16 protein-coding genes and 1 pseudogene are annotated in these 23,768 nt (G+C 73.6%); 10 read left to right on the top strand and 7 right to left on the bottom strand.

Translation table 11 applies throughout. The features are described 5' to 3' along the window. Positions 1 to 49 precede the first annotated feature (49 nt). The 3 genes from AC0AIB_RS25050 (at position 50) to AC0AIB_RS25040 (ending at position 3,016) form a co-directional block, all read left to right on the top strand. Positions 50 to 1,873 carry a DUF6311 domain-containing protein gene (locus tag AC0AIB_RS25050; protein ID WP_465097590.1) on the top strand — a complete coding sequence of 608 codons (1,824 nt, stop codon included), beginning with the start codon at positions 50 to 52 and terminating at the stop codon, positions 1,871 to 1,873. A 107-nt stretch (positions 1,874 to 1,980) separates the two neighbouring features. Beyond that, positions 1,981 to 2,619 carry a lipoyl(octanoyl) transferase LipB gene (lipB, locus tag AC0AIB_RS25045; RefSeq protein WP_328344184.1) on the top strand — a complete coding sequence of 213 codons (639 nt, stop codon included), beginning with the start codon at positions 1,981 to 1,983 and terminating at the stop codon, positions 2,617 to 2,619. Positions 2,620 to 2,623: 4 nt separating this feature from the next. Continuing rightward, positions 2,624 to 3,016: a VOC family protein gene (locus AC0AIB_RS25040; protein WP_328344183.1), complete on the top strand. Its 393-nt coding sequence runs from the start codon at positions 2,624 to 2,626 to the stop codon at positions 3,014 to 3,016. Positions 3,017 to 3,381: 365 nt separating this feature from the next. On the opposite strand, the gene aspS is transcribed toward AC0AIB_RS25040, so the two are convergent. Continuing rightward, positions 3,382 to 4,668, bottom strand: coding sequence for an aspartate--tRNA(Asn) ligase (gene aspS / locus AC0AIB_RS25035; protein ID WP_465097589.1), 1,287 nt, complete (start codon positions 4,666 to 4,668; stop codon positions 3,382 to 3,384). Between the two features lie 357 nt (positions 4,669 to 5,025). On the opposite strand from aspS, the gene lipA reads away from it, so the two are divergent. The 3 genes from lipA (at position 5,026) to AC0AIB_RS25020 (ending at position 8,592) form a co-directional block, all read left to right on the top strand. Next, positions 5,026 to 6,075 carry a lipoyl synthase gene (gene lipA / locus AC0AIB_RS25030; protein ID WP_328344180.1) on the top strand — a complete coding sequence of 350 codons (1,050 nt, stop codon included), beginning with the start codon at positions 5,026 to 5,028 and terminating at the stop codon, positions 6,073 to 6,075. Between the two features lie 215 nt (positions 6,076 to 6,290). After that, positions 6,291 to 7,823, top strand: coding sequence for an NAD(P)/FAD-dependent oxidoreductase (locus tag AC0AIB_RS25025; protein WP_328344178.1), 1,533 nt, complete (start codon positions 6,291 to 6,293; stop codon positions 7,821 to 7,823). A 79-nt stretch (positions 7,824 to 7,902) separates the two neighbouring features. Further along, entirely contained in the window at positions 7,903 to 8,592 is a 690-nt protein-coding gene (locus AC0AIB_RS25020; RefSeq protein ID WP_328344177.1) for a DUF4191 domain-containing protein, read from the top strand. A gap of 646 nt (positions 8,593 to 9,238) precedes the next feature. Here AC0AIB_RS25020 and AC0AIB_RS25015 read toward each other — a convergent pair. Beyond that, on the bottom strand, positions 9,239 to 9,649 hold the full coding sequence (locus AC0AIB_RS25015; RefSeq protein WP_442930644.1) for an RDD family protein: 411 nt from the start codon (positions 9,647 to 9,649) through the stop codon (positions 9,239 to 9,241). 302 nt (positions 9,650 to 9,951) lie between these two features. On the opposite strand from AC0AIB_RS25015, the gene glnA reads away from it, so the two are divergent. Beyond that, on the top strand, positions 9,952 to 11,376 hold the full coding sequence (gene glnA / locus AC0AIB_RS25010) for a type I glutamate--ammonia ligase (protein WP_328344175.1): 1,425 nt from the start codon (positions 9,952 to 9,954) through the stop codon (positions 11,374 to 11,376). Between the two features lie 34 nt (positions 11,377 to 11,410). On the opposite strand, the pseudogene mptB (AC0AIB_RS25005) reads toward glnA, so the two are convergent. Together mptB (AC0AIB_RS25005) and mptB (AC0AIB_RS25000) are read right to left on the bottom strand one after the other, a co-directional pair. Then, positions 11,411 to 12,844, bottom strand: a pseudogene (gene mptB, locus AC0AIB_RS25005) (polyprenol phosphomannose-dependent alpha 1,6 mannosyltransferase MptB); the annotation flags it as partial. 62 nt (positions 12,845 to 12,906) lie between these two features. Next, positions 12,907 to 14,349 (bottom strand): polyprenol phosphomannose-dependent alpha 1,6 mannosyltransferase MptB, encoded by a 1,443-nt coding sequence (mptB, locus tag AC0AIB_RS25000; RefSeq protein WP_465097588.1) that lies wholly within the window; start codon positions 14,347 to 14,349, stop codon positions 12,907 to 12,909. Between the two features lie 35 nt (positions 14,350 to 14,384). On the opposite strand from mptB (AC0AIB_RS25000), the gene AC0AIB_RS24995 reads away from it, so the two are divergent. Beyond that, positions 14,385 to 16,220: a hypothetical protein gene (locus tag AC0AIB_RS24995; RefSeq protein ID WP_465097587.1), complete on the top strand. Its 1,836-nt coding sequence runs from the start codon at positions 14,385 to 14,387 to the stop codon at positions 16,218 to 16,220. Between the two features lie 103 nt (positions 16,221 to 16,323). Here the strand turns inward: AC0AIB_RS24995 and AC0AIB_RS24990 are convergent, their stop codons facing one another. Further along, a complete protein-coding gene (locus AC0AIB_RS24990) occupies positions 16,324 to 16,968 on the bottom strand; it encodes a helix-turn-helix domain-containing protein (RefSeq protein ID WP_465097599.1) in 645 nt (214 codons plus the stop codon). 182 nt (positions 16,969 to 17,150) lie between these two features. Here AC0AIB_RS24990 and AC0AIB_RS24985 point away from each other — a divergent pair, with 182 nt between their 5' ends. Continuing rightward, entirely contained in the window at positions 17,151 to 18,827 is a 1,677-nt protein-coding gene (locus AC0AIB_RS24985) for an FAD-dependent oxidoreductase (protein ID WP_465097586.1), read from the top strand. A gap of 62 nt (positions 18,828 to 18,889) precedes the next feature. Here the strand turns inward: AC0AIB_RS24985 and AC0AIB_RS24980 are convergent, their stop codons facing one another. After that, positions 18,890 to 21,985 (bottom strand): bifunctional [glutamine synthetase] adenylyltransferase/[glutamine synthetase]-adenylyl-L-tyrosine phosphorylase, encoded by a 3,096-nt coding sequence (locus tag AC0AIB_RS24980; RefSeq protein ID WP_465097585.1) that lies wholly within the window; start codon positions 21,983 to 21,985, stop codon positions 18,890 to 18,892. A 1-nt stretch (position 21,986) separates the two neighbouring features. After that, positions 21,987 to 22,751 (bottom strand): type 1 glutamine amidotransferase, encoded by a 765-nt coding sequence (locus tag AC0AIB_RS24975; protein WP_328344166.1) that lies wholly within the window; start codon positions 22,749 to 22,751, stop codon positions 21,987 to 21,989. 82 nt (positions 22,752 to 22,833) lie between these two features. On the opposite strand from AC0AIB_RS24975, the gene AC0AIB_RS24970 reads away from it, so the two are divergent. Then, entirely contained in the window at positions 22,834 to 23,766 is a 933-nt protein-coding gene (locus tag AC0AIB_RS24970; protein WP_442930786.1) for a S66 peptidase family protein, read from the top strand. The last annotated feature ends 2 nt before the right edge of the window (positions 23,767 to 23,768 follow it).

Below are 23,768 nucleotides of genomic sequence, written 5' to 3'. Positions count from 1 at the left end.
GTCGCGGGTCCGGCCGGTGGGTCCAGTTCCGGTTGGTAACGTCCGCTCCGTGCCGACCTCCCCGACCCTGGCCGCCGACCAGCCACCCACCGCCGTGCCGGGCACCGGCCGGGGGCGACGGGCCGACCTGATCGTGGTGATCGTCGCGGTGGCGCTGGCGGTCTGGGTCACCAGCGGGCTGTGGCGCGACCCCAACCAGCGGGCAATCACCGTGAACTCCAGCGACCAGGCGCTCTTCGAGTGGCTGCTCGCCTTCGGCGGACACGCGGTCACCCACGGGGAGAACCCGCTCTTCACCCACCTGCTCAACGTGCCGGACGGGGTGAACCTCGCCGTCAACACCTCGATCACCGTGTACGCGGTGGTCTTCGCGCCGTTGACGTACCTGATCGGACCGCCGGCGACGTTCCTGGTGATCCTCACCCTCAACCTGGCCGCCACCGCGCTGGCCTGGTACTGGCTGCTCTCCCGGCACCTGGTCGGCAGCCGGCTCGCGGCGGGCGTCGGGGCGCTGTTCGTCGCCTTCTCCCCCGGCATGGTCGCGCACGCCAACGCCCATTTGAACTGGACCGCCGGCTGGCTCGTGCCGCTGCTGGTGGCGGCGGTGTTCGCACTACGCCGACCCGGGCGCTGGTGGCGGGGCGGGCTGGTGCTCGGTGTGCTGGTCGCGGTGGCCTTCTCGATCGCCGCCGAGGGGCTGTTCTTCACCGCCCTGGCGATCGCCGTCTTCCTCGGCGTCTGGGCGGTGCACCCGGCCCGCCGGGCGCAGGCCCGCGCCGCGCTGCCGGACTTCCTGCGCGGGCTGGCGGTGACCGCGCTGGTCGCCGGGGTGCTGCTGGCGTACCCGCTGTGGCTGCACTTCGCCGGGCCGCAGCGTTTCCACGGCACCGGCTTCGACCCGGTCATCCATTCGGAGGACATCGCCGCGTTCGGGGCGTACCCGGGCCGGTCGCTGGCCGGGGCCGCCGGGCTGGACACCTCGCTGGCGCCCAACCCGACCGAGGAGAACAGCTTCTTCGGGCTGCCGCTGCTGCTGCTCACCGTGGCCTGCTTCGGACTGCTGTGGCGACGGGCCAGTCCCGGCCGGCGGGCCACGCTGACCGCGCTCGGGGTCACCGCGGTGGTCTTCGCGGTGCTCTCCTGGGGGCCGCTGGCGCAGTGGAACGGGCGACGTACCGGGCAACTGCTGCCCTTCGGGGTGCTGGACAACCTGCCGGTGGTCAACGCCGCCCTGCCGTCCCGGCTGGCCCTGGTCGTCGCCCCGGTGATCGGGGTGCTGCTGGCGTACACCGTGGACCGGTTGCGGGCGAGGCCGCCGGGCCGGACGGCGGCCTCGATGTGGGCTGTGGGTTTCGCGGCGGCGTTGCTGCCGCTGCTGCCCACCCCGCTGCTGACCAGCGTCCGCCCGCCGGTGCCGGAGTTCGTCACCGCCGGCACCTGGCGGCAGTACGTCTCACCCGGCGGGGTGCTCACCCCGATCCCGCTGACCCTCGACGTCACCCCCGACGGCCAGCGCTGGCAGGCGTACGCGCTGGCGCACCGGCAGGGTGAGTTCCGGCTGCCCGCCGGCTTCTTCCTCGGCCCCGGCGGCCCGGACGGGCGGGGTCGGATCGGCCCGCCGCCGCGCACCTTCGACACCCTGATGGACCAGGCCGGCCGGACCGGGCTGGTGCCGATCGTCACCGAGGGCAGCATCCGCCTCTCCCGGGCCGACCTCCGCTACTGGGGGGTCGAGGCGGTCGTGCTCCCGGACGAGGTGCACGGGGCCAAGTACGACCTCGACGAGGACGCCCTGCGCCGCACCGCCACCGCGCTGCTCGGCGAGCCACGCCGGGTGGACGACGTCTGGCTCTGGACCTTCCCCGCCGGCTGACCGTCCCCGCCGGCCGGCCCTTCCCCGCCCGCTGGCCGTCCTGCCCCCTGGCCGACGCGACGAGGCTCACGGGTCGGGTCACGGGCGGGCGGGGCTAGGGTGGTGGGGTGAGCGTGACGACTTCCGGGGTGACCGCCGTCCGGGCCGGTGTGGTCGACTACCCGGCCGCATGGGACGAGCAGCGACGGCTGCACGCGGAGGTGGTGGCCGGCGAGCGTGGCGACACCGTGCTGCTGCTGGAGCACCCGAGCGTCTACACCGCCGGCAAGCGCACCGAGCCGTGGGACCGGCCGATGGACGGCACGCCGGTGGTCGACGTGGACCGGGGCGGCAAGATCACCTGGCACGGTCCGGGGCAGCTCGTCGGCTACCCGATCGTCCGGCTGCCCGACCCGGTGGACGTGGTCGCCTACGTCCGCCGCACCGAGCAACTGCTGATCGACGTCTGCGCCGAGTTCGGGCTGACCGCCGGCCGGGTCGAGGGGCGCAGCGGGGTCTGGGTGCCCGATGACGACCGGGGCCCGGCCCGCAAGGTGGCAGCCATCGGCATCCGGGTCGCCCGTGGCGTCACCCAGCACGGCTTCGCGATCAACTGTGACTGCGACCTGTCGTACTACGACCGGATCGTGCCCTGCGGTATCGCCGACGCCGGCACCACCTCGCTCACCGCCGAGCTGGGCCGCCCGGTCCCGGTGGCCGACGTCCTCCCCGTGGTGGAGCGGCACCTGCCCACCCTGCTCGGCTGAGCCGGTGCGGATCGACCTCGTCACCCTCGTCGTCGCCGACTACGACCCGGCCATCGCGTTCTTCACCGGGATCCTCGGCTTCGAGCTGGTCGAGGACGCGCCGTCGCTGACCAACGACGGCCGCCCGAAGCGGTGGGTGGTGGTCCGCCCGCCCGGTGGGCAGACCGGCATCCTGCTGGCCCGCGCCGACGGCGAGCGGCAGGAGGCGGCGGTCGGTGACCAGGTGGCCGGCCGGGTCGGCTTCTTCCTCCAGGTCGACGACTTCGACGCCGTCCACCGGCGGATGGTCGACGCCGGCGTGGAGTTCGTGAAGCCGCCGCGCACCGAACCGTACGGTCGGGTGGCGGTGTTCCGGGACATCGCCGGCAACCGCTGGGACCTTCTCGGCACGGCCTGACCCCGCCGCCCCTGTTGCCCCTGTGGCCCCGTCGAGCCGTCGCAGATCCACCGCGACCGGCATCCGCCAGGCTGCTGCCCCCTCCCACCCCCGGCCGTACCGACTTCCCCACCGCTGACCGCGTGCCCCGGTCAGGCCGCTTGCCTGACCGGGGCATATGCGGGTGTCAGGCCCGACGCCCGGTGGGCGACCAGGCAGGCCGGCACGGCAGGCGGCCGACCGCTTGCCAGCATCCTCGGCACGCCACCCCAGCCCGACCCAGCCAGCCCACCCAGCCCGGCCCGGCCCGGCCCGGCCCGAATCGACCAGGCCCAGCCCAGCTCGGCCAGGCCAGGCCCAGCCCGGTCGCGCGGAGGCTCGGCGGCTCAGGGGGTCAGCCGGTGCAGGTCGCGTGGGAAGGCGGTCACCTCCCGGACGTTGGCCGCACCGACCAGCCGGGCCACGAACCGCTCCAGACCGATCGCGAAACCACCGTGCGGTGGCATCCCGTGCCGGAACGCGTCGACGTACCCGGTGTAGGGCCCGACCGGCTCGCCGCGTGCCGCGAGCGCCGACAGGTAGTCCTCGTGGCGGTGCAGCCGCTGCCCGCCGGTCACCAGCTCCACACCGCGAAAGAGCAGGTCGAAACCGTTCGAGTACGCCGGGCGGGCCGGGTCGGGATGGGTGTAGAACGGCCTCTTCGCCATCGGGTACCCGGTGACGAAGAGGAAGTCCGAGCCGTGTGTGGTGCGCGCCCACTCCCCCAGTCTCCGCTCGTGGGCGGGAGCCAGGTCCGGTTCGTCGGGGGGTGCGGCGGCGATCCGCAGGGCCTCGGTGAAGTGCACGGCCGGGATCTCGACCGGCACCCCGGGCAGGGGCAGGCCCAGGGTCGCCACCGCGCCACCGGCCCGCCGGGCCACCTCGGCGAGCATCCCGGCGAGGGTGTCCCGCAGCACCGCCATCACGTCCCGGTGGTCGACGACGAAGCCCAACTCGACGTCGAGCGAGGTGTACTGCGCCAGGTGCCGGACGGTGTCGTGCGGTTCGGCCCGGAACACCGGCCCCACCTCGTAGACCCGCTCGAACACCCCCACCATCAGCTGCTTGTAGAACTGCGGCGACTGGGCCAGGTAGGCGGGCCGGCCGAACCAGTCCAGGGTGAAGACGTTCGCCCCGCTCTCGGTCGACGTGGCGACCACCTTGGGGGTGTGCACCTCCACGAAGTCGCGGGCGTCCAGGGCTGCCCGGAAGCCGGCCACCGCCGCCGCCGAGATCCGCAGCGCCGCCGAGCGGGTCGGGTGACGCAGCGCCACCGACGCGTGGTCGAGCTGGGTGGGCAGGGTCGCGGTGAGCACCGGCCGGTACAGGTCGAACGGGGGCGGCACGGCGGGTGGGCCGAGTGGTCGTACCGTCGGGTGGGTCAGCTCGACCCCGGCGGGCGCGGTGCCGTTCGCGGTGGCCGTGCCGACCACCTCGACCACCGTCTCCTCGGGCAGGGCCGTCACGGCGGCCCGGACGGCCGGGTCGGTGACCACGACCTGGGTCAGGCCGGCGGCGTCCCGGACGATCAGGAAGGCCACCGACTTCAACAGCCGGCGGCGGTGCACCCAACCGGCGATCCGCACGGTCTCGCCGACACGGGTGGGCAGGTGGGAGGACAGGATGCGTTGCACGGCGTTACCTCCTCGATCGATCGCAACGCGATCCCCGGGAGGTGTGGGCGAGCGGGAACCTCGCGGTGCCACCACACCTTCGCCCCCGCCGAAGCCGGGGCCTCATTCGTCGCCTTTTCACCGGGGCCAGCCGGGCGGGCTCTACTGGGCGCGTGGACACGCCGTTCTTCCCGCGGCTCGGGAGGGTCTTCGCGCCCCGGCGTCAGACCGCCTTCCAGCAACCGGCGGCTCTCTGCACTGGCGGATCGGGGCGGTACTCGGCTCCGTCACAGCTCTGCCGGCACGCTAGCACCCGCCCCGGCGGCGTGTAACGCACTTTTTCGGCCCTCCGGTGTCCGGTGTCACAAGACCCGCGACGTGACGCCGGTCGCCCGACGTGCATCGATCGCCGCCGTCGGGCGTAGGCTCGTTTTTGTGACGATCGAGCACTCCGCGCCGACCAGCCAGCAGGCAACGCGCTCCGCGACGGTCGCCCCCGAGGGGCGACGGATGCTGCGGATCGAGGCGCGCAACGCCGAGACGCCGATCGAGCGCAAACCGCCGTGGATCAAGGTCAAGGCCAAGATGGGGCCGGAGTACACCGAGCTGCGCGGGCTGGTCTCCCGCGAGGGACTGCACACCGTCTGCCAGGAGGCCGGCTGTCCCAACATCTACGAGTGCTGGGAGGACCGGGAGGCCACCTTCCTCATCGGCGGCGACCAGTGCACCAGGCGCTGTGACTTCTGCCAGATCGACACCGGCAAGCCAGCCGAGTTCGACGCCGACGAGCCCCGCCGGGTCGCCGAGTCGGTCGCCACGATGGGGCTGCGCTACGCCACCATCACCGGTGTGGCCCGCGACGACCTGCCCGACGGCGGCGCGTGGTTGTACGCCGAGACCGTCCGGCAGATCCACGCCCTGCGCTCCGGTTGCGGCGTCGAGCTGCTGATCCCCGACTTCAACGCCGTCCCCGAGCAACTCGCCGAGGTGTTCGGCGCCCGGCCGGAGGTGCTGGCGCACAACGTCGAGACGGTGCCCCGGATCTTCAAGCGGATCCGGCCGGCGTTCCGCTACGAGCGCTCCCTGGACGTGATCCGGCAGGCCCGCGCCGACGGCCTGGTCACCAAGAGCAACCTGATCCTGGGCATGGGCGAGGAACGGGCCGAGGTCTCCCAGGCGCTGCGCGACCTGCACGAGGCCGGCTGCGAGCTGATCACCATCACCCAGTACCTGCGCCCCACCCCCCGGCACCACCCGGTGACCCGCTGGGTCAAGCCGGAGGAGTTCGTCGAGCTGCGCGAGGAGGCCGAGGAGATCGGCTTCGCCGGGGTGATGAGCGGGCCGCTGGTGCGCTCGTCGTACCGCGCGGGGCGGCTCTACCAGCAGGCCCTGACGGCCCGTCAGGACGCCACGGTCACGGTCGGCTGACCCCCGGACGCCACCGGGCCACGCCCCAGGATTCCACCGGCCACGGCGGCGACCGCCGGGCATTCGAGTGTGTCGATCTTCCCAGACGTCGGCGACGCCCGCAAGGGGCAGCCAACCGATGATCCGGGTCGACCCGTGGGCACTCCCCGAGCAGGGCGAGATCGTGTTAGATTCCGCCAGCCCCGACCCTCAAATCATCGATGGTGGTGTCTTTAATGGCGCAGCCGCACACGGTTGTTATCGGCGCCGGCCCGGCCGGCCTGACCGCCGCGTACGAGTTGACCCGTAGACACGCCCCGGTGGAGGTCGTCGAGGCCGACGACGTGGTCGGCGGGATCAGCCGCACCGTGGAGCGGGAGGGCTGGCGGTTCGACATCGGCGGGCACCGGTTCTTCACGAAGGTGTCCCGGGTCGAGGCGTTCTGGCACGAGTTGCTCTCCGACGACGACTTCCTGCTGCGCCCCCGGATGAGCCGGATCCACTACCAGGGACGGCTGTTCGACTATCCGCTGCGGGCCGGCAACGCCCTGAAGAACCTGGGGGTGCTGGAGGCGTCCCGGTGTGTCGGGTCGTACCTGTGGGCGCGGGTGCGTCCGCCGGCCGACCAGACCCACTTCGAGGGCTGGGTGTCGGCCCGGTTCGGGGCCCGGCTGTACCGGATGTTGTTCAAGACGTACACCGAGAAGGTGTGGGGCATTCCCGCGACGGAGCTGCAGGCGGACTGGGCGGCCCAGCGGATCCGCAACCTCTCCCTCGGTGCGGCGATCCGCGGTGCGCTGCTGCCCAAGCGGGGCGGCAACGACGTGACCAGCCTGATCGAGGAGTTCCGTTACCCCCGGCTCGGCCCGGGGATGATGTGGGAGCGCTGCGCCGAACTGGTGGTCAAGGCCGGCGGGACGGTCGATCTGGAGACTGCGGTACGCACCGTCCACCGTGCGGACGACCGGGCGGTCGCGGTGACCGTCGACGGCCCGGCCGGTGAGCGACGGATCGCCGCCGACCACGTGGTGTCCAGCATGCCGATCTCGGCCCTGGTCCGGGCGATGGACCCGCCCGCCCCGGCGGCGGTGCGCGACGCCGCCGACCTGCTGCGGTACCGGGACTTCCTGACCGTGGCGCTGGTGGTGCCCGCCGAGGCCAGCTTCCCCGACAACTGGATCTACGTACACACCCCGGGGGTGAAGGTCGGCCGGATCCAGAACTTCGGCGCCTGGTCGCCGGAGATGGTCCGTGACGGCGGCACCTGCCTCGGCCTGGAGTATTTCGTCAACGAGGGTGACGAGCTGTGGTCGACCCCCGACCCGGAGCTGGTCGCCTTCGGCACCGCCGAGCTGGAGCGGCTCGGCCTGGTCAGCCCCGGCTCGGTCACCACCGGGTACGTGGTGCGGATGCCGAAGGCCTACCCGGTCTACGACGAGGGCTACGGCGAGGCCGTCGAGGTGATCCGCCGCTGGCTGGCCGAGGCCGTACCGAACGTGCACCCGGTGGGTCGCAACGGCATGCACCGGTACAACAACCAGGACCACTCGATGCTCACCGCGATGCTGACGGCGGAGAACATCCTCGACGGCACCGACCACGACGTCTGGTCGGTCAACGTCGAGGAGGACTACCACGAGGAGGGCGGCACCGAGAGCACCGGCTCCGCTCGCAGCGGCACCGGTGAGAGCGGCACCGGTCGCGCCGCCCCGGTGGTGCCCCGCCCGCGCACCGCACCACCGGCCGGGGACCGCTCGCCCACCGGCTGACCGCCGCCCGGGGGGTGCTGCCGACCGCACCACCGGCCGGGGATCATCCGTCCCGGCGGGGAGCACTAGACTCGGCGGCATGGCAAAGCCCCAGGAGAAGGTCTCGTTCGGCCAGCGGCTGAAGCAGATCGGGATGGTGTTCAAGTTCACCGCCAAGCAGGACAGGTGGTTCGCGCCACTGGCCGCCGGGGCGGTGCTGATCCCGCTCGCGCTCACCGTGGTCGCGGTGATCCTCTGGGGCTGGCTGTGGTTGCCGATCGGCATCCTGTTCGCCCTGCTCGCCGTGCTGATCGTGCTCAACCTGCGGTCCAACAAGGCGATGATGAACGCCGCCGAGGGGCAGCCCGGCGCGGCGGCGCAGATCATGGAGAGCATGCGTGGCGACTGGCGGGTCACTCCGGCGGTCAGCTCCACCACCCAGATGGACATGGTGCACCTGGTGATCGGCCGGCCCGGCGTGATCCTGCTCGCCGAGGGCAACCCGCAGCGGGTCCGGGGCCTGCTGGGCCAGGAGAAGCGCCGGCTGGCCAAGGTGATCGGCTCCGCGCCGCTGCACGACTACGTGATCGGCCAGGGCGAGGGTGAGCTGCCGATCCGCAAGCTGCGGATGACCCTGATGCGGCTGCCGCGCACCCTGAACGGCAAGGACGTCAACTCGCTCGACAAGCGGCTCAAGGCGCTCACCGCCCGCCCGCAGATGCCCAAGGGCGCGATCCCGAAGAACATGCGGCCCCCGGGCCGCGCGTTCCGCCAGACGCGGGGCCGCTGACCCTACCGCCGGACGCGGCACCCCTACGCCGCTCGGCCTCGGAGGCCCGCGCCGTCCCACGGCCGGCCACTCGCCCTCCGCGCCTACACCTCCGCGCCCCTGCCCACCCGCGCCTGCCGCGCCTGCCGCGTGATCCCGCCGCGGAAGAGATCAACCACGTCATGACCGCGCTCGATCGTTGCTGTAGTGGCATCCGACTGCCGCGAGACCACTACAACAAGGACAAACCGTTGCGTTAACGCCGTGGGCGGCTGGTCAACCCGGGACAGGAAGTGCCCGATCGGGGAGCGGGGTGGGCCCGCTCGGCGATCATGGAGTGGTGGTGCCGACTTTGGGGTTTTTACGGGCGTTCTGTTCCCCGCCACAACTCCATGATCGGCGAGGCAGCGGTGGTTGACGAACAGCCGTTCCACCTAACGCAACGGTGTTGACAACAAGGATCGAGCGCGATCATGCAGCGGGGCGACGCGGGCATGCAACGGACGACGCGGGCATACGACGGCGATGGGCGATGGGGGCATGCAACGGGCGACGGGCCGACGGGCGACGGGCGACGGGGCGACCGGGGCATCCGACGGGCCGATGCGGTCAGGGCGGCCGGGTGCGATCGCGCGGTGATCCGGCGCGAACAGGTGGTCCGGTGTGATCAGCCGGTGGTCCGGGGGGCGTCGGCGATGACCGCGCCGGTGAGGCGGTCGTGCAGGCCACGGCGCTGCTCATCCATGATCAGGGGTGGTACGACCAGGGCCAGCAGCAGGCCGCGCAGGAGCGCCCGGGGTATCCCCAGCCGACCGCCGTCGGACCAGTCGAGGCAGCGCAGCCGGGTGATCCACATGCCGGGGGTCTGGGCGAAGAGGCCGAGGAAGAAGCCGTACTCGACGACGAGCACCACCACTGGGGCCCAGCCGTCGCGGACCGGGTCGGCGAAGAAGTTTGACACCAGCAGGCAGAGCACCCAGTCGATCACCAGGGCCCCGAACCGTCGACCGAGGCTCGGCGGGGTGAAGGCGGGGTCGGCGGCGGGCGGCACCGGTGCCGCAGCGGGCGTACTCGTCACGACGGTCAAGGGTAGTCAGCACCGGCCCGACGCCGACCGGGGGCTGACCGGGCCGACCGGTCACCAGGTGGACGGGCAGGGCGTTCCAGCAGTTTATGCAAATTCGGTCTAATCACATCGAATGGCGATACAGTGCTCCAGCCGGTATCGTCCGAACGGACAACCGGGTGGGTACTGAGCGGCGCAGATGACGCTCCGCTAGCGGCGTAACACGGCAGAAACATTGGAGACACGGGCGAGCAACCCCACGGTCATAGCGTCGCCAGAGCCCAGCCACCGGAGTGGACGTGCCAGGAGGACGTGTGTTTGCCAATCCCGAGGAACTCCTGCGATACCTCAAGAACGAGGACGTAAAGTTCGTCGACGTACGTTTTTGTGACCTGCCCGGCGTGATGCAGCACTTCAATCTGCCGGTGGAGTCCTTCGACGACAGCGTCTTCACCGACGGTCTCGCGTTCGACGGTTCGTCGATCCGCGGTTTCCAGGCGATCCACGAGTCGGACATGCTCCTGCTCCCGGACGTCGCGACCGCCTTCATCGACCCGTTCCGCACGCAGAAGACCCTCGCGCTGAACTTCTTCATCCACGACCCGTTCACCCGGGAGGCCTACTCCCGGGACCCGCGCAACGTGGCCAAGAAGGCCGAGGCCTACCTCGCCGCCAGCGGCATCGCCGACACCGCGTACTTCGGTGCCGAGGCCGAGTTCTACATCTTCGACTCGATCCGCCACGAGACCTCAGCGCACCAGTCGTTCTACTACATCGACTCGGTCGAGGGCGCGTGGAACACCGGGCGTGAGGAGGTCGGCGGCAACCGCGGCTACAAGACCGCGTACAAGGGCGGTTACTTCCCGGTGCCGCCGGTGGACCACTACGCCGACCTGCGTGACTCGATCGTGCGTCGCCTGGTCGACGGTGGTTTCACCGTGGAGCGGTCGCACCACGAGGTCGGCACCGCCGGCCAGTCGGAGATCAACTACCGGTTCTCCACCCTGCTGCACGCCGGTGACCAGCTCCAGCTCTTCAAGTACATCGTGAAGAACGAGGCCTGGGCCAACGGCAAGACGGCCACCTTCATGCCGAAGCCGCTCTTCGGCGACAACGGCTCCGGCATGCACACCCACCAGAGCCTCTGGCTCAACGGCGAGCCGCTGTTCTACGACGAGACCGGCTACGCCGGCCTGTCGGACATGGCCCGCTGGTACATCGGTGGCCTGCTGCACCACGCCCCGTCGCTGCTGGCGTTCACCAACCCGACGGTCAACTCGTACCGTCGGCTGGTGCCCGGCTACGAGGCCCCGGTCAACCTGGTCTACTCGCAGCGCAACCGCTCCGCCTGCACCCGCATCCCGGTCACCGGCAGCAACGCCAAGGCCAAGCGGGTCGAGTTCCGGGTGCCGGACCCGTCCAGCAACCCGTACCTCGCCTTCTCGGCGATGATGATGGCCGGCCTGGACGGCATCAAGAGCAAGATGGAGCCGCCGGCCCCGATCGACAAGGACCTCTACGACCTCCCGCCGGAGGAGTGGGGCGACGTCAAGCAGGTGCCGGGCTCGCTGCCGGAGGTGCTCGACGCGCTCGAGGCCGACCACGACTACCTGCTCGACGGCGGCGTCTTCACGCCCGACCTGATCTCCACCTGGGTCGGCTGGAAGCGGGCCAACGAGGTCGACCCGGTGCGTCTGCGCCCGACCCCGCACGAGTTCGCCATGTACTTCGACTGCTGAGGTCTCCCTCGACGGTCACGTTCCACCGGCCCCGCACCGCACCGACCAGCACCACCAACACCAGGGCGGTCACCACGATCGCGCCGGGCGCCTTGCTGTACCGGGCGACGGTGGTGCCGTCGGGCAGGGTGAGGAAGGATGCCACCGCCGCGGGCAGCACGAACCAGGTGGTCCGGGTCGCCGACACCGCGAGCACCAGCAGCGGCCAGGTCACGTACCACGGGTGCAGGACCGGGGCGAGCAGCACCGTCGCGGCCAGCGCGGCACCCGCCGCGAGCAGGGTGACCCGGGGCCGGGCCGCCGCCAACCGGTGCACCCGCTGCCGGACGTCGTTGAGCCGACGCAACGCCGTCCACGCCCGCCACCACAGCAGCGCCAGCAGCACCGCCAGCACCAGCAGGCCGACCGCCCGGGTCACCGGCACCGCATCCGAGCGTCGGCCGACCCACTCACCGACGTAGTCGACCACGAAGCCGACCGCCGTCGGTGGCGACGTCCACTGCTTCGAGTCGCCACTGCGGGCCAACCCGCCCACCCAGCCCAGCCCCAGCCCGGACAGCGCCGAGGCAGCCGCCAGGGTGACCAGGACCGCCCCGGCCAGCCGGCCGCCGTCGCGCAGCAGGGCCCGGAGGGTGTAGCGGCCGTGCACCGCCGCCAACGCCGCGAACGGCAGCACCACCACCGCTGTCGCCTTCACCGCCACCGCCAACCCGAGCAGCAGCCCGGCCACGAGCAGCGCCCGCGTCCGACCGGGCGACCGGACCAGCACCAGCAGGCCGAACAGGAGCAACCCGAGCATCACCGCGTCGTTGTGCGCGCCGGCCACCAGGTGCACCCCGACCAGCGGGGAGGCCAACCCCAGCCAGGCCGCCCGGCGGGTGGGCACCCCGGCGGCGCGGGCCAGGCCGGGCAGGCAGAGCGCCGCCAGCAGCACCCCGGCCACCGCGTACAGCCGCAGCACGGCCAGGGTGCCGACCAGGGTGCCGCCGAGCACCGCGGCCAGCGCGGCCAGCAGCACGAAGACCGGGCCGTACGGGGCCAGGGTGTCCCGCCAGATCGGTGCCACCGAGTCGACCCACGGGCAGCCGGCCACCGCCACCCCCACCCGGTACGGGTCGTGCCCGGCCGCGTACGACCAGCCCTGGCAGGCGTACGAGTAGACGTCCCGGCTGGCGAGCGGTGGGGTGACCAGCAGCGGCAGCGCCCACAGCCCGGCGGTGACGTACGCCCACCTGGTCGACGGGGCACCGGCGCGCAGCGCCCACCAGGCGCCCACCATCAGCGCCGTCCCGACCAGCCAGCAGCACACCGCGGCGGGGCCGTACGGTGCCCGCCACGGGCCGGTCGGCGGTACCTGAGGCAGCACCCCGCCCAGCCAGCCGGCCACGCCGAGCAGCACCGCTCCGGTCAACCCGAGGTAACGCGCCGAACGGGCCCGCCCTCCGGTCGGCACGCCCGGTCCGGTCACCGGCCATCTCTCCTCAGTCGGCGGTCGAAACCGACGGTTCAGTCGGCGGTCGGATCGGTAGTTCAGTCGGCGGTCGAATCGGCGGTGGTGGGCCGCCGGTCCGCCCGAGCCGACCGTACCAACCGGACGGCCACGACGATCACCAACACCGTCATCAGCGGGGCGCCGGGCAGCTTGGTGAACCGGGCCAGCCCGGTGCCGTCGGGCAGCACCAGGAACGCCGAGATCAACGCCACCAGCGCGAACCACCTGGTCGTCCGGCGGGTCGTCGCGGCGAGCACCGCCATCGGCCAGAGCCAGTACCAGGGGTGGAACAGCGGGGCGAGGGCCACCGTCGCGACCAGGGCCAGGCCGGCGTGCCAGAACGGGTCCCGGGTGCGGGCCCGCCACCACAACCAGACAAGCAGCACCGCCAGCACCATCATGCCGATCGCCCGGGTCACCGGCAGCGCGTCGACGTCCGCGCCGAACAGCGCCGCCACGTACCCGGCGGTCTGCCCGACCGCGGTCGACGGCGACGTCCAGGCGATCACCAGGCCGCCCTGTTCCAGGCCGGCGATCCAGCCGAAGTCCAGGCCCGCCGCCAGGGTCGCGCCGACCACCGCGACCAGCGCACCGCCGGCGACCGGCAGTCCGTCGCGCAGCATTCCCCGGATCCGGTACGGCCCGGCCAGCGCGGCCAGCACTGCGAACGGCACCACCACCAGGGCGGTCACCTTCACCGCGCCGGCCAGGCCGAGCAGCACCCCACCGGCCAGCAGCGGCCAACGCCGCCCCGGGTGGGTCGCCACCACGGCCAGGCCGGCGGCCAGCAGACCGATCATCAGCGCATCGTTGTGCGCCCCCGAGACCAGGTGTACGCCGACCAGCGGGGAGGCCAGCGCCAGCCAGAGCGCCCGCCCCACCGGTACGCCGCAGCGCCGGGCCAGCACCGGCAGGCAGGCGGCGATCAACACCACCCCGAGCACCGCGAGCAGCCGGAACAGGGCGATGTTCACGGTCAGCGCGGTGTCGGTGTCGAGTGACCCGGTGGCCCGGACGATCGCCCCGGCGATCATCACGAACAGCGGCCCGTACGGTGCGGGGGTGTCCCGCCAGATGTAGGAGATGGTCTCGATCCAGGGGCAGGGCAGCGCCGACACCCCCTGCTCGTACGGGTTGATCCCGGCCACGTAGCTGGCGCCCTGACAGGAGTACGCGTACACGTCCCGGCTGCCCAGCGGCGGCGCGAACAGCAGCGGCAGCACCCAGAGCCCGGCGGTGACCAGCGCCCACCGGGTCGACGGCACCCGGTCGCGCAGGGTCCACCAGGCCCAGGCCAGCAGCCCGGTGCCGACCAGCCAGAGGATCAGGATCAGCGGCCCGTGCCGGCTCTGCCAGATGCTGACCGGGGTGGGGCGCAGTTCCCCACCCGGCAGCGCACCCCCGAGGTACGCGGCGATGGCGAGCAGCACCGAGCCGAACAGACCGAGCCAGCGGGACAGGTGGTGAGGCACGTCCGCCATGCTGCCAGTACCGTGGTCGCGGACCGGAGGTGGGCATGCGGGGCAACAGGGTGGTGGGGTCGGCCACCGGTTTCGCCGTCGTGCTCGCCGGGGTGTGGCTGGCGCTGCCCCGACTGGGTTCCGACCTGTCCGCCCAGGTGGCGCGCGCCGACTTCTTCGCCGCGCACGGCTTCGCCCTGGTCGACCTGCGTTGGTACGCCGGCATCCAGCCGTTCGGCTACAGCCTGGTCTCGCCGCCGCTGATGGCGACCCTGGGGGTACGGGTGACGGGCGCGCTGGCCCTGGTCGGCTCGGCCGCCGCGTTCGCCGCCCTGCTGGCACGCACCGGTGTGCCCAGGCCACTGCTCGGCAGCCTGGTCGGGGTGCTGACGATCACCGGCAACCTGGTCTCCGGCCGGGTCACCTACGCCCTCGGGGTGGCGTTCGGGCTGGCCGCCCTGCTCGCCCTGACCCTGCCGACCGCCGATGCCGCACCCGACGCCCGGCCCACCGCCGATGCCGGACCCGGGTCGCCCTCGACCGGCCCGGGCGGACGCTGGAACCGGTCGACCGGCTCGGGCCGACTGATCCGTCGGGGCGGGAACCGGGGCGGTCAGCAGCGCGACCAGGTTCGTCACCCTGGTCAGCAGGTTGGCCGCCGGGCCTGCGGCGGGCGCTGGGCCAGGCCGACCCTGGTGGTGGTCGGCGCGTTGCTGGCCTCGGCGACCAGCCCGGTGGCCGGTCTGTTCGTCGGCCTGGCCGGGGTGGCGTTGCTTGTCACCCGCCGGTACGCCGACGGACTGCTGCTCGGAGTCGCGGCAGCGGTGCCGCTGGCGGTCACCGGGCTGCTGTTCGGCGAGGGCGGCTGGATGAACATCAGCAGCACCGACACCCTGCGGTCGGTCACCGTCAGCCTGCTGGTGGCGGCGCTGGTGGCGTACCGGCCGCTGCGGGTGGCGGCGTTGCTGTCGGCAGCCGGGGTGTTGGCGGCGGCGCTGGTGCACACCCCGGTCGGGTTGAACGCGACCCGACTGGTGACCATGTTCGCGCTGCCGGTGCTGGCCGCCGCCGCCCGCCCACCGACCTGGCTCACCGCCCGACTCCCCACCGCGTTCCGCCTGACCCCCCGGGCGATCGCCCCGGCCCCGGTAGGCGGACCGGCACGCACCGAGCGGAGTTCCGAGGGCGGGCAGACGTCCCGGGCCGGTGGGGTGGTTCTGGCGGCGTTGTTGGCGGTGGTGTGCTGGTGGCTACCGCCGGTGGTGGCGGCCGACCTGCGCAGTGCCGACGATCCGACCGCCGCCCGGGCCTACTTCGACCCGCTCGCCGCGGAGCTGGGCCGGCGCGGGCTCACCGGTCGGGTGGAGGTGCCACCGACCCGCAACTACTGGGAGGCCGCGCAGCTCGGCGAGGTGCCGCTGGCCCGGGGCTGGCTGCGCCAGGTCGACATCGGCCGCAACCCGCTCTTCTTCACCACCGTCCCCGGGGCCACCGGCACCGGAGTGCCGTTGACCGCCGACAGCTACCGGGCCTGGCTGGACGGGAACGCCGTGCAGTACGTCGCCGTCCCGGACGCGCCGCTGTCCTGGGTGGGCCGGGCCGAGGCGGAGCTGGTCGGCGCGGGGTTGCCGTACCTGACCGAGGTCTGGTCCACCCCGCACTGGCGGTTGTACGCGGTGACCGACCCGACTCCGCTGGTCGCCGCACCCGGAGAGCTGGTGCGGCAGGACGGTGCCACGCTGACGTTCCGGACCGCCGCCGCCGCCCGGGTCCCGATCCGGGTACGGCACAACCGCTGGCTGACCGCCTCGGACGACGCCACCGTCACCGCCGACGGCACGTGGACCCTGGTCACCGTCCCGCGCGCCGGCGTCTGGACCCTGCACGGCTGACCCGCCACCGCCGCCGCCGATCCGGCCGGGCACAGCCACCCCACCCGTTCCATGATCGTGCTCGATCCACGATGCAGTGGCCACCCAAGCGCCGAGCAGGCCACTACAACAGTGATCGAGCAGGATCTTGCTCGGCACCGCCCCGGCGACGGGTCGGGGAGGGGCGGGCGCGGACGTGCAGCCGCTCCCCCTGCGGCCCGAAAAGACTGAGAATCTCCGCCGGAGCGTCGTACGGGTTACCGAACCAGTGGGGCGTACGGGTGTCGAACTCGGCGACCTCACCGGAGTCGAGGGTGAGATCGTGGCCGCCGAGCAGCAGCCGGACCCGACCGGAGAGCACGTAGAGCCACTCGTACCCCTCGTGCACCTGCTGGGTCGGCTCCCCCACCGGCACCCCGGGCGGATAGATCATCTTGTACGCCTGGACGCCACCCGGGCGACGGGTCAGCGGCACGATGGTGACGCCGTGTCGGACAACCGGCCGGCGGTGCACCCGGGGGTCCCCGATCTGCGGCGTACCGACCAGGTCGTCCAGCGGCACCCGGTGGAAGCGGGCCAGGGCGAGCAGGAGTTCCAGGGTGGGCCGCCGCCCGCCGGACTCCAGCCGGGACAGCGTGCTGACCGAGATCCCGGTCGCCGTACCGAGCTGACTCAGGGTCACGCCACGCTGCTGGCGTAGGGCGCGCAGGCGCGGCCCGACGGTGGTCAGCACCTCGTCGGAGCCGGCGTCTGCCGTCCCGCCCGGCACCACCCACTGCCCCTGACCCTGCCCGCCCCCCTGAGCCGGCCCGGGTTCCGCTTCCTGATCGGTGTGGTCTTCGGTCACCGCACCAGTTTGCCATTCCGGCAACGATGTTTGGCAGCATGGCGATCCGGGGGGGACGATCCGGGGCGTCGGTGGGACGGACCCGCCGTGAGGAGGCAGTGACCATGGCGTACCCGGTGGTGCACGACGTGGTGGTGGTCGGCGGCGGCGCGGCCGGGCTCAGCGGCGCGCTCGCCCTGGGCCGGTTCCGCCGCGACGTGGTGGTGGTGGACGGCGGTGCCCCGCGCAACGCCCCCGCCGACCACGTGCACAACTTCCTGACCAGCGAGGGTGTCCCGCCCACCGCCCTGTACGCGACCGGCCGCGCCGAGGTGGCCCGGTACGGGGTGGCAGTGCTCGACGGCACGGTCACCGCCGCACACCCCGTCGACCCCGCACACCTGACCGACAGCGCCGGTCCGGCGCGGTTCGCGGTGACCCTGGCCGACGGCAGTACCCTGCACGCCCGGCGGCTGCTGGTCACCACCGGCCTGGTCGACGAGTTGCCCGACGTGCCGGGCCTGGCCGACCGGTGGGGTCGGGACGTGCTGCACTGCCCCTACTGCCACGGTTGGGAGGTACGCGACCAGGCCGTCGGGGTGCTCGCCACCGGTCCGATGGCCGCCCACCAGGCGCTGCTGTTCCGTCAGCTCACCGACGACGTGGTGGTCTTCACGCACACCGCCGGGCCGTTGCCCGCCGACCAGGCGGAGAAGCTGGCCGCCCGGGGCGTCACTGTGGTCGACGGCGAGGTGGCGGCGGTGGAGGTCACCGCCGACCGGCTCACCGGCGTACGGCTGCGTTCCGGCCCGATGGTCCCCCGGGAGGCGCTGGTGGTGGCACCCCGGTTCGCCGCACGGGCCGCCGTCCTCACCGGCCTCGGGCTGGGCACCGAGGACTTCGTCGTCGGCGGGCACGCCTTCGGCGACCGGGTCGCCGCAGACGCCACCGGCGCGACCGGGGTGCCCGGGGTGTGGGCGGCCGGCAACGTCACCGACCCGCAGGCCACCGTGATCGCCGCCGCCGCCGCGGGCCTGAAGGCCGCCGCCGCGCTGAACGCCGACCTGATCGACGAAGAGACCGACCGGGCCGTCGCCGCGCAACGCACGACGAACGACGCGGACCCCGACCGGACGGCGGCCGCGCAACGCACTACCAACGACGCGGACCCCGACCGGACCGTGGACGAGGAGACCGCCCGGCACTGGGACGAGCTGTACCGGGCCCGGGAGCAGCAATGGAGCGGGCGACCGAATCCGCATCTGGTCGACGTGGTCGGGGCGCTGCCGCCGGGCACCGCCCTCGACCTGGGTTGCGGCGAGGGCGGCGACGCGGTGTGGCTGGCCCGGCAGGGCTGGCGGGTGACCGCGGTCGACGTCTCCGGCACCGCGTTGGCGCGGTCGGCCGCCGCCGTGACGGCCGCCGGGGTGGCGGCGCTTGTCGACTTCCAGCGGCACGACCTGGCCCGGACCTTCCCGGCCGGGGTGTTCGACCTGGTCTCGGCGCAGTTCCTCCAGTCGCCGCTGGAGTTCCCCCGGGCCGAGGTGCTGCGGTCCGCGGCGCGGGCGGTCGCCCCGGGCGGACGGTTGCTGGTGGTCGAGCACGGCGCGGTGCCGCCGTGGGGCAACGCCGCACATCACCACGTGCGGTTCCCCACCCCGCAGGAGAGCCTGGCCGACCTCGACCTCGATCCGGACGGGTGGCACGTCGAGCGGCTGGACGCGCCACAGCGGCAGGCCACCACCCCGAACGGCGAGACCGGCACCCTGATCGACCATCTGGTGCTGGTCCGCCGCCGGTGACGGGCCCGGCCTGGAGAGCCCGGCCTGGAGAGCCCGGCCGGGCCACCACACCGACGTCGGGCTCAGCCCTCCAGGACCCGCTGCATGGCGGCCCGGGACCGCCGGGCGGTGCGCAGGTAGTCGTCGAGGAACTCCCCCGGGTCGTCCGCGCCGAGCAGCCGCACCACGCCGGCCAACTCCACCCCGTGCCGGGGGAGCTGGTCGCCGGCCCGCCCCCGGACCAGCATCAGCGCGTTGCGGACCTGCGCGGCGAGGGTCCACCCGGCGGCCATCGCGGCGGCGTCCGCCGGGTCGACAAGCTTGGCGTCCCGCGCCGCCGCGAGAGCGTCGAGGGTACGCGTGCCGCGCAGCTGCGGGTACGCCCCGGCGTGCCGGAGCTGGAGCAGTTGCACCGCCCACTCGACGTCGGCCAGGCCACCCCGACCGAGCTTGGTGTGGGTGGCCGGGTCGGCGCCCCGGGGCAGCCGTTCGTTCTCCACCCGGGCCTTGATCCGCCGGATCTCGACGACCTGCTCCCGGGTCAACCCGTCGGCCGGGTAGCGGACCGGGTCGATCATCGTCTCGAACTCGGTGCCCAGGTCGGCGTCGCCGCAGACGAACCGGGCCCGCAGCAGCGCCTGCGCCTCCCAGACCCGCGACCAGCGGGCGTAGTACTGGGCGTAGGCGGCGAGGCTGCGGACCAGCGGTCCCTGCCGTCCCTCCGGGCGCAGATCGGCGTCGACGCCGAGCGCCGGGTCGGGGGCCGGGGCGGCGAGCAGCCGGCGTAGTTCCTCGGCGATGGCGTGCGCGGTGGCGCTGGCCGTGCTCTCCGGCGTCCCGGCCGGCGGGTCGTAGACGAAGAGCACGTCGGCGTCGGAGAGGTAGTTCGATTCGTACCCGCCGAGCCGGCCCAGACCGATCACCGCGAACCGCAGGCCGGGCAGCTCCGGTTGGGCGGCCCGGACGGCGCGCAGCGCGGCGGAGAGGGTGGCGTCGGTGACGTAGGACAGCCCGGTGCCGACCCGGGTGACGTCGGCCAGCGGGCCGGCCGGTGCGCCGCGTTCGGGGCGCGGGGCCAGCCCGCCGGCCCGGCTGAGCACGTCGGCGCAGGCGATCCGGACGAGTTCCCGCCGGCGCAGCGCGCGTACCGCCCGGGTCGCCTCGACCGGGTCGGCGTGCCGGGCGGCGGCGGCGGCGAACCCGTCGCAGAGCACCTCCCTGGGCCGGGGCGTCAGCTCGGTCTCCTCGGCCAGCAGCCGCAGCGCCTCCGGCTCCCGGGCCAGCAGGTCGGCCGCGTAGCGGGACGACGACAGCACCCGGGCCAGTCGGCGGGCCACCGGGCCCGAGTCACGCAGCAACCGCAGGTACCACGGGGTGCTGCCGAGCTTGTCGGAGACCTGCCGGTAGTTGAGCAGCCCCCGGTCCGGTTCGGGCGCGTCGGCGAACTCGCTGAGCAGCACCGGCAGCAGGGTCCGCTGGATCGCGGCGGTCCGGCTGACCCCGCCGGTGAGGGCCTGGAGGTGCCGCAGCGCCCCCGCCGGGTCGGCGAAACCGAGGATCTCCAGCCGGTGCCGGGCCGCCTCCGGGGTGAGCCGCAGCCCGTCGGCGGGCACCCGGGCCACCGACTCCAGCAGCGGCCGGTAGAGCAGTTTGGCGTGCAGCCGGCGTACCTCGGTGGCGTGGGCGACCCAGTCGGCGCGGAAGCTCTCCACGGCGCTGCGGCCCGGGATGGCGGCGTAGCCGAGCGCGGCGGCCAGCCAGCGCAGTGCGGCCGGCTCGGTCGGCACGGTGTGGGTACGCCGCAGCGCCTGGAGCTGGAGCCGGTGCTCGACGCCGCGCAGGAACCGGTACCCGCGCAGCAGCGCCTCGCCGTCGGCCCGCCCGACGTAACCGCCTGTCACCAACGCGCGCAGCGCCGGCACGGTGCCCGGCACCCGCAGCGACTCGTCGCCCCGGCCGTGCACCAGCTGCAGCAGCTGGACGGCGAACTCGATGTCCCGCAGCCCGCCGGGGCCCCGTTTGATCTCGCGGTCCAGCTCCTTGGGCGGGATGTTGTCGATGATCCGGCGGCGCATGGCGCGCACGTCGGAGACCGCCTCGGGTCGCTCGGACGCCCGCCAGACCAGCGGGGCGAGGGCGTCGATCCACTCGCCGGCCAACGCCAGGTCACCGGCGGCCGGGCGGGCCTTGAGCAGCGCCTGGAACTCCCAGGTGCGGGCCCACCGCTGGTAGTAGGCGAGGTGGCTGGCCAGGGTGCGGACGAGCGGGCCACGGTTGCCCTCGGGGCGCAGCGCGGCGTCGACCGGCCAGGCGACCAGCCCGCAGACGTGGATCAGCCGGGTGGCGACGGCGGTCGCGGCGGGCAGGTCCTCGTCGGTCGCGGCCACGAAGATCACGTCGACGTCCGAGACGTAGTTCAGCTCGTCGCCCCCGCACTTGCCCATCGCCACCACGGCCAGCCGGGGCCGGGACGTGCCCGCCGGCAGCTCGCCCACCGCGATCTCGTACGCCGCCGCCAGGGTGGCGTCGGCCAGCGCGGAGAGCGCCGCCATCACCTGTTCCAGGCCACGCCCGCCGGTCAGGTCGGCCGCCGCGATCCGCAGCAACGCCAGCCGGTACGCCTGCCGCAGCACCGCAACCGGTGCGGTGGCGGTGGTCAGCCGGCCGGCCAGGACCAGATCGAGCCGGCCGTCGGCGGCGGGGGCCAGCCCGTCCGGGGCGGTCCCGAGCACCGTCCACTGCCCGGGGTTGGCGACCAGGTGGTCACCCAGGGCGGAGGAGGCGCCGAGCACGGCGACCAGCCGTCGGCGCAGACCGGGGTCGGCGGCGAGCCCGCTCAGCAGCGCCGACCCGCCCACCGGCCCGGCCGCACCGTTGTCTCCCGCCGTCGCCCCCGGCCCGGTCGCCGTCGAGGCGCTACGGCCCGGCCCGGCCGCGCCGTTGCCGGTGGCGCGGCGTTCGGTCTCCACCATCCGGTGCAGTTGGCGCAGCGCCAGATCCGGGTCGGCGGCCCGGGAGAGCGCGGCCAGCAGGTCGGCCGCCGGCCCGTCGGTGGGCTCCTGCTCGTCGGCCCGCCACAGCCCGAGCCCGTCCGCGCCGAGCAGGTCGGCGGCGCGGACCCCGCCGTCACCCTCGGCGAAGCCGTAGCGGGCCAGGCGTCCCCTGGTCGGTCTGCTCATCTCAGTGCCCGAGCAGCGGCAGGCTGCGGCGGGTGTCGTCGTCCAGCTCGCCGAGGGCGAGGGCGGCGAACCGGACGGCGAACGGCTGCCACACCTCCTCGACGTCGGCCATCACCCGGTCGCAGGCGGCCACCACCAGGTCCTCGTCGTAGCCCAGCTCGGCCAGGAGCGCGGAGTCGCGGGCCCAACCGGCGATCATCGCGGTGTCGCACTCGATGTGGAACTGGAGGCCCCAGGCCCGGTCACCGAGCCGGAACGCCTGGTGCGGGTAGCGGGTCGAGGCGGCCAGCAGGGTGGCGGCCCGGGGCAGCTCGGTGATCTCGTCGGAATGCCACTGGAGCACGTCCGGGATCAGCGGCACGTACCGGAACAGCAGGTCACTCTCGGCGGCATCGCGCCGGCCGACCACCCCCGGGCCCACCTCGGGGCCGGACGGGCTGCGCTCGACCAGGCCGGCGTGCGCGGTGGCGAGCAGTTGCGCGCCGAGGCAGACGCCCAGGGTCGGCACCCGGTGCCGGACCGCCTTGCGCAGCAACCCCTCCAGCTTCGGGAACCAGGGCGCCCCGGGGGTGCCGTCGGGTGCCGGGTAGGCCCGCTGGTCGCCGCCGAGCACCACCAGCGCCACGTATCCGGCCAGGTCGTCGGGGAGGTCGTCGCCGGCGTACGGGCGCAGCACCCGCAGCTCCAGGCCCCCCTCCACCAGCCACTCCCCCAACCTTCGGGGGTCGTCGGTCGGGTCGTTCTCGATCACCAGTGCGGTTCCCACGCCGTCGAGGCTATCGGGTACGTCGACCGCCGCCGGGAACGCCTCGGTCCGCGCGGCGGGGCGACTAGGCTCTGCCGCTGTGATCGACGACGACCCGCCCGTGCTGCGCCCGCCCGTGCTGTGCGAGGGCGACACGGTGCTGCTGGTCTCGCCGTCCGGGCCGACCCGCCCGGAGCGGGTGGCACGCGGCATCGAGCTGTTGACCGGCTGGGGGCTGCGCCCGGTGGTGGCCCCCCACGCGTACGCCCGACGGGGTTACCTCGCCGGGGACGACGCGCTTCGCGCCGCCGACCTGAACGCCGCCTTCGCCGACCCGCAGGTCCGCGGCGTGATCTGCACCCGGGGCGGGTACGGCGCACAGCGGGTGGTCGACCTGGTCGACATGGCCGCCGTCCGGCGGGATCCGAAGGTGGTGGCCGGGTTCTCCGACATCACCGCCCTCCAGCTCGCCCTGTGGCGGGGTGCCCGGCTGGCCGGCGTGCACGGCCCCGGGGCCGCCTGGGTCGACGAGCGGACCCCGCTGCGCTCGGCGGAGTCGCTGCACGCCGCGCTGATGACCACCGCACCGGTCACCATGGCGGCGGTGCCCGGGGAGGAGACCTATCCGGTGCGGGTTCCCGGCCGGGCGGTCGGCCGGCTGCTCGGCGGGAACCTCTGCCTGCTCACCGCCACCCTCGGCACCCCGGACATGCCGGACCTGACCGGGGCGGTGCTGCTCGTCGAGGAGGTGCAGGAACCCCCGTACAAGGTCGACCGGATGCTCACCCACCTACGCCGCGCCGGGGCGCTGGCCGGCCTGGCCGGGGTCGCCGTCGGCCAGTTCACCGACTGCGCCGACGGCTGGGACACCACAGTCGTGGACGTCCTCAACGACCGCCTGGGCGACCTCGGCGTACCGGTCCTCGGCGGCCTGCCGATCGGCCACGGCCCCCACCAACTCACCGTCCCGGTAGGCACCGAAGCCACCCTCGACACCAACACCGGAACCCTCACCATCTCCCCCGCCGTCCAGTAACC

It is taken from the genome of Micromonospora sp. DSM 43699, from assembly GCF_055517075.1.
Note: the sequence above shows the minus strand (reverse complement) of the source record. Positions and strands in the feature narration are given on the sequence as shown.

Bases quoted from the DNA above. Each gene is read 5' to 3' on its own strand.
- AC0AIB_RS25025 (WP_328344178.1), top strand. From the start codon at position 6,291: ATGGCGCAGCCGCACACGGTTGTTATCGGCGCCGGCCCGGCCGGCCTG.
- AC0AIB_RS25020 (WP_328344177.1), top strand. From the start codon at position 7,903: ATGGCAAAGCCCCAGGAGAAGGTCTCGTTCGGCCAGCGGCTGAAGCAG.
- AC0AIB_RS24995 (WP_465097587.1), top strand. From the start codon at position 14,385: ATGCGGGGCAACAGGGTGGTGGGGTCGGCCACCGGTTTCGCCGTCGTG.
- AC0AIB_RS24980 (WP_465097585.1), bottom strand. From the start codon at position 21,985: ATGAGCAGACCGACCAGGGGACGCCTGGCCCGCTACGGCTTCGCCGAG.
- mptB (WP_465097588.1), bottom strand. From the start codon at position 14,349: ATGGCGGACGTGCCTCACCACCTGTCCCGCTGGCTCGGTCTGTTCGGC.
- AC0AIB_RS24985 (WP_465097586.1), top strand. From the start codon at position 17,151: ATGGCGTACCCGGTGGTGCACGACGTGGTGGTGGTCGGCGGCGGCGCG.